The organism is Paraburkholderia sp. BR10954 (assembly GCF_040965775.1).
Taxonomy (GTDB): Bacteria; Pseudomonadota; Gammaproteobacteria; order Burkholderiales; family Burkholderiaceae; genus Paraburkholderia; species Paraburkholderia youngii.
The window spans coordinates 1-4,639 of record NZ_JBFRCK010000115.1 but is presented as its reverse complement, the minus strand read 5'-3'; the positions used below and the strand labels follow the sequence as shown (position 1 = coordinate 4,639).

The window sequence follows — 4,639 nt, the reverse complement described above, 5'->3', positions numbered from 1 at the left end:
TGAACGAAATACCGGATGCGTCGCGGCGCTTCGCTTCACGCGGGGTTGGCGAAAGTTTCGCAACAACGCAAGGCCGCGCCTTGTGCGTAGTGCTGTACCGCTTTCCAACGGCCTTTCAATGGGTGACAATGCCGCAGAGAAAGTAGGGTTTCCGCTCCTGGATCATGGTCCACAAAGCTACCCGCGTCAAAAAGCATACTTATTCTTTGCAACGAAATCAGCATGAACTGTTTACCTCCGAGCAGTGCATGAGCATTTGGCAGTCCAGCGCCAGCGCGGCGGAAAGTCGCGTACGCTATGAAGCAAGAATCTCCTCCGCAGCGGCTGCCATCAAGAGGAGCCGGCGGTCTTGGCCGCGTGCGGCATCAAGGCTCAATCCCACGGGTAATGCGTCGTTCGGCGCTACAGGCAAGGTAATGGAGGGCATTGCGACATTGCTGGCGAGGTCGGTATTGCGTATTACCTCTGCAAACAGTCCCGGGCGCTGTGCGTCGCTAACGTGAGGAATGCTGCGTGGGACAGTGGGATAAGCTAGAAAATCGATCCCTTTGGCGTTGAGCAGCGCATTCATTTCTAGCCGCAGCGCGTTAACGTTCTGTACTGCCGCAGAATAGTCTTTTGCGGAGATCAGATTTCCGTCAAGGTGTTGATGAATGATGCTCCTCACGCACTTGTCACGGATGTTGTCGAACACAGCATTAACCCTGTTTCCCCATCCAAAAGAGAGCAGTGCGCGTGGAAAGTCCGTGAAAAATTCGTAAACTGGAATAGTAAAAGTGCCGAACTTATTCAATTCGGAAACAACTGCGTCATCGAGGTCGACGCACTGGAAGCCTGCGCGAGTTAGACGCCTGATCGCCTGCCAGCAATGCTTGCGAACATCATCATCCACGTCGTTCCACATAGAACTTGGAAGACCGATTCGGCAGCGATTATTTGTTTGTTTTGACGGAACTTGGCTATCGGAGCTCATCAAGTCATATAGAAACAAAGCGTCTTTGGCTGTCCGCGTCAGGAGGCCCGGTGAGTCCTTCGTGCGTGAAACCGGAATGATCCCGGCTGAAGACCACCGGCCACTTGTTGGTCTGAAACCCGCTATGCCGCAAAAGGCCGCGGGTATCCTCACCGAGCCACCAGTGTCGGTTCCGATCGCCATCGGGACAATACCGGCTGCCACAGCTGCTGCGCAGCCGCCGCTGCTTCCCCCGGCCAAATGGCCCGGAGCTACGGGATTGCCCACGGTTCCCCAATGGGGATTGACGGACGTGATTCCAAAGCTCAGTTCATGCATGTTGTTCTTGCCGGCGACGACGGCGCCGAGGGATTTGAGCTTTTTGACCACAAGTGCGTCGCGTGTGGCTATACAATCTTCCATGCCCGGTGTCCCGGCGGTTACAGGGAGTCCCTTGACGCAGATATTGTCTTTTGTAGAAAAAGGAATGCCGTAGAGTGGCGCGCCTCTCAGAGTGTCATTGGCTCTCGCGAAGTGCGCCTCCGCGCTGCGAGCACGTATGAAACAGTTTAGACGTGTCTGATGAGCCTCAGCGTTCAGTGCGCGATCCCGGATCTCCTCCGCTGTAACGGCTCCTGACCTTATGAGGTCGCAAAGCGATTCAAGTGTGTTTTGAAAATACATAAAATTTTGCAGGTGGGGAGGTCTGAGAGCGCGATATTAGTAGCAGTAGGCACTGCGTATTTCGTCAAGGGGGTTGCCTGGTAAAAGATCTCCCCCGGCGCTACGTATAACGGCGCCTGCGCTGTTGATCGCTGTCTGCACGGCCCCTTCAATCCACCCACCGGTGAAAGAACAGCCGCATCCTGCCAAGTAGAGCCCTGTATCGCTTGCCGGATCGTTTGCCGTCTGGAATTGAAAAAACAGACGCTGCGAATAGACATCCTCACCCGGGTAGTTGAGCTTGAAGGCGCCGCACGAATGAGGATCGGTTAGCCAGTCATGGTGGAGGACGCAGCGTTCATAGTCCTCATCTGCAGGGACGAGGTGACGCGCAAGTTCCGGATGGAAGGTCGACAGGTCGTCGACGAAGCACTCGCACCGCTCCTTCTTGTCTGAAACACTCAGCAATTTGTGAGCGTCGTCCTCCCAAGTGTAGCTGAGCAAAACCACACCCCTACCACCTGGGTTGTGAGGTTCGTAGTCAAGGCAGTATACGCCTCGTGCGAAGCTGTCAGACTGGATGGTGACGGGAAGCTTCTTGTTTATCCAGAACTTGTCTCGGGTGAGCATGAAGAGCTTTGACGATCCGGTCAGATGAGTTTCTCTGACCGCTCTGGATACGTCGCGGCTGAGAAACGTTTCGTCATCTGTCAAGCAATGAACCATCTGCATCGCCCTGTTATTGCTGGTGACGATCACCCGGTCAAACGTCGCAATTTCATCTTTGTCGGTCACGAGCTTGATCTCTGCACCTTCCTTGTAGATGCGACCGACGCCGTTAAAGCGAATCCGTTCGGCGACAGTACTTCCAGAAACATTCTCGCCTGCAATGCGCTCAGCCAACGTTGAGATTCCGCACGAGATGAGGCGTTGATCGTCCATGTAACCGTTAATGACGAGGCGCAGAATCTCGGTGAATCCGGCCTGAAAGACTGGCAGAAAACCACCCGAGCCAATCCCAAGAGATCCAAACAGTTCGAAGTCGTATGGCCTTTCCCACTGAGTACCTCCAGGTGGGCAAGGGCCAGTGAAAATGGTGACGATAGCTGCATAGAACGAACTATCGCGAAATAAATCCAGCCATGTTTGCCACGCGGTGCGTGCCTCCCTAAAACGCTCCGATCTCAACATAGCCGTAATTTCAGCCGGTGCGACGAGAGATATGCCGTTGATCTTGCATCCATCCTGCAAGAGAGCTCTCCAGCCTTCGTGTACACGCCTGAACAAATGCGGCGGCGGATCTCCGGCCGGCCAGATATGGCGAACGCCGCGATAATGCAGTTCCGTATCAACGACTCCGGGGTCAGGGAACGCTGCCGTGGTGGGAATATCATACCGATCAAGGTAATGAAAAAGACCGGTCGCACTTGGAGGAAACCGCATCGCGCCCATTTCGGCGATGAGATGTGGGTGCTTCGAATCAAACGCCTGTGACCATAACCTGCCGCCAATACGATCGCGGGCTTCGAACACAGTAACGTCACGTACACCTGCTCGCATCAGTTCGTTGGCAGCCAGAAGGCCGCTGATGCCTGCCCCTACGATAGCAACCCGTGGACTTGCGATACTCGAGGAAAGCGTTCCGATTGCCCCTGCAGATGAGCCCCGCTCCAAAAACTGAGCATAGTCATACAGTAAATCGACGGTCGGCGATGGGCCTTTTGAAGGCGCTACGCAGTTTTTCATGGATTCCTCTCCTGTAATGGCAATGCATCGAGGCGAAAGACGATGATGGCGGGAAGTGACGTGTGGATCTACCGACCAGTGGAGTGACATTAGTCCCGCTTTCACGGATTCGGCTATAACTGCGTTCGTCCATTTTCCATACGGCGCACGGATGTATCGCACCGCTGCCGCTGGGCAAGCACGCTGGATAAGCGAGTTCGCTTCTGCTATCTCGTGCCGTATCTGATCCGGCAAACATTTCGACAAGTCCCGATGGGAAAGACTGTGATTCGCGACATCGTGGCCTTCCGAAACCATGGATCAGTTCCGGATACTCAACCGCGTAGGCGCCGATTACACAGAAGGTTGCCGGTACCTGGTGCCGCGCCAGCAGATCTAGTACTTTCGGCGTCCATATCGGGTGTGGTCCGTCGTCAAAGGTAAGCCTTACGACGCTCACCGTTACGGTCACGTACGTTTAGCACTTCCGAGATAAAATTGCGGCGATTTCACAATCGCTGAGTCTTCTCATACTCTTTGACTCATCTTCGGATGAGTCACCGTTTACCCGGGGATCAGCCCCAGTCGTAACCGCGAAATGCCACGTCGAAAATCAATATCTGGGAATTGATGTCGAGTGCCGTTCAGTAGAACTGACGGGGTCAATCATATTAATGACTTGCGTGTCAAGTTGAATTGCCGTAACTTTGCGGTACCTCAAGAAATTTGTACAATCGATTGTTTCGATATGTGACATCCACAAGGCGGATAAATAAAGATGCGTTTCAAAGGCCTCGATCTGAATCTTCTCGTCGAGTTGGACGCATTGATGGCGAAGCGTAACTTCACGCTTGCGGCACGCGATATCAATTTGAGCCAACCCGCCATGAGCGCCGCGATGTCGCGGTTACGAGACTATTTTCGCGACGACCTCTTTGTGATGAGAGGCCGAGAATTCGTGCCCACATCACGAGCGATAGAGCTTCCCGGGCCGGTGTGGGAGATCCAGCTTTCCATCATCTCGCGCGACGTCTTCCAGCCGGCAAAATCGGATCGCCGGTTCAGGTCTGCCTCTCTGATTTCATGACGCTCGTCTATTTCGAGTAGAGGCATTGTCACCTGCGCATTTCGGCGAACGTGACCGCCGATTTCGGGAACGTGACCGATCCGGAGGGGTTGGGCGTTGCGCGGTGTTGATTGTAGATTTCCTTGTTAATTCTGGTCGAGTTCGGGCTCCAGGACGTTGGGTTTTGGGGATGCCTTTCTGAGGGATTCACCGGTAAGCGTGATCCGATGATG

4 protein-coding genes and 3 pseudogenes are annotated in these 4,639 nt (G+C 54.1%); 2 read left to right on the top strand and 5 right to left on the bottom strand.

Annotated elements, in window-relative coordinates; all coding sequences use genetic code 11:
- Positions 1-226 (top strand): hypothetical protein (locus AB4Y34_RS40870; RefSeq protein ID WP_368719203.1); only part of this gene is annotated, 226 nt, incomplete at its 5' end.
- A 69-nt stretch (positions 227-295) separates the two neighbouring features.
- Here AB4Y34_RS40870 and AB4Y34_RS40865 read toward each other — a convergent pair.
- The 4 genes and pseudogenes from AB4Y34_RS40865 to AB4Y34_RS40850 all read right to left on the bottom strand — a co-directional run.
- Complete coding sequence (locus AB4Y34_RS40865; protein WP_176370080.1) at positions 296-1,636, bottom strand: amidase family protein; 1,341 nt, start codon at positions 1,634-1,636, stop codon at positions 296-298.
- Between the two features lie 36 nt (positions 1,637-1,672).
- On the bottom strand, positions 1,673-3,361 hold the full coding sequence (locus AB4Y34_RS40860; protein WP_368719204.1) for an NAD(P)/FAD-dependent oxidoreductase: 1,689 nt from the start codon (positions 3,359-3,361) through the stop codon (positions 1,673-1,675).
- 150 nt (positions 3,362-3,511) lie between these two features.
- Positions 3,512-3,658 (bottom strand): annotated as a pseudogene (locus tag AB4Y34_RS40855) (polysaccharide deacetylase family protein); the annotation flags it as partial.
- A gap of 61 nt (positions 3,659-3,719) precedes the next feature.
- Positions 3,720-3,800 (bottom strand): annotated as a pseudogene (locus tag AB4Y34_RS40850) (polysaccharide deacetylase family protein); the annotation flags it as partial.
- Positions 3,801-4,118: 318 nt separating this feature from the next.
- Between AB4Y34_RS40850 and AB4Y34_RS40845 the strand changes: the two are divergent.
- Positions 4,119-4,441 (top strand): annotated as a pseudogene (locus AB4Y34_RS40845) (LysR family transcriptional regulator); the annotation flags it as partial.
- A 14-nt stretch (positions 4,442-4,455) separates the two neighbouring features.
- Here AB4Y34_RS40845 and AB4Y34_RS40840 read toward each other — a convergent pair.
- Positions 4,456-4,639 (bottom strand): hypothetical protein (locus AB4Y34_RS40840; RefSeq protein WP_368719202.1); only part of this gene is annotated, 184 nt, incomplete at its 5' end.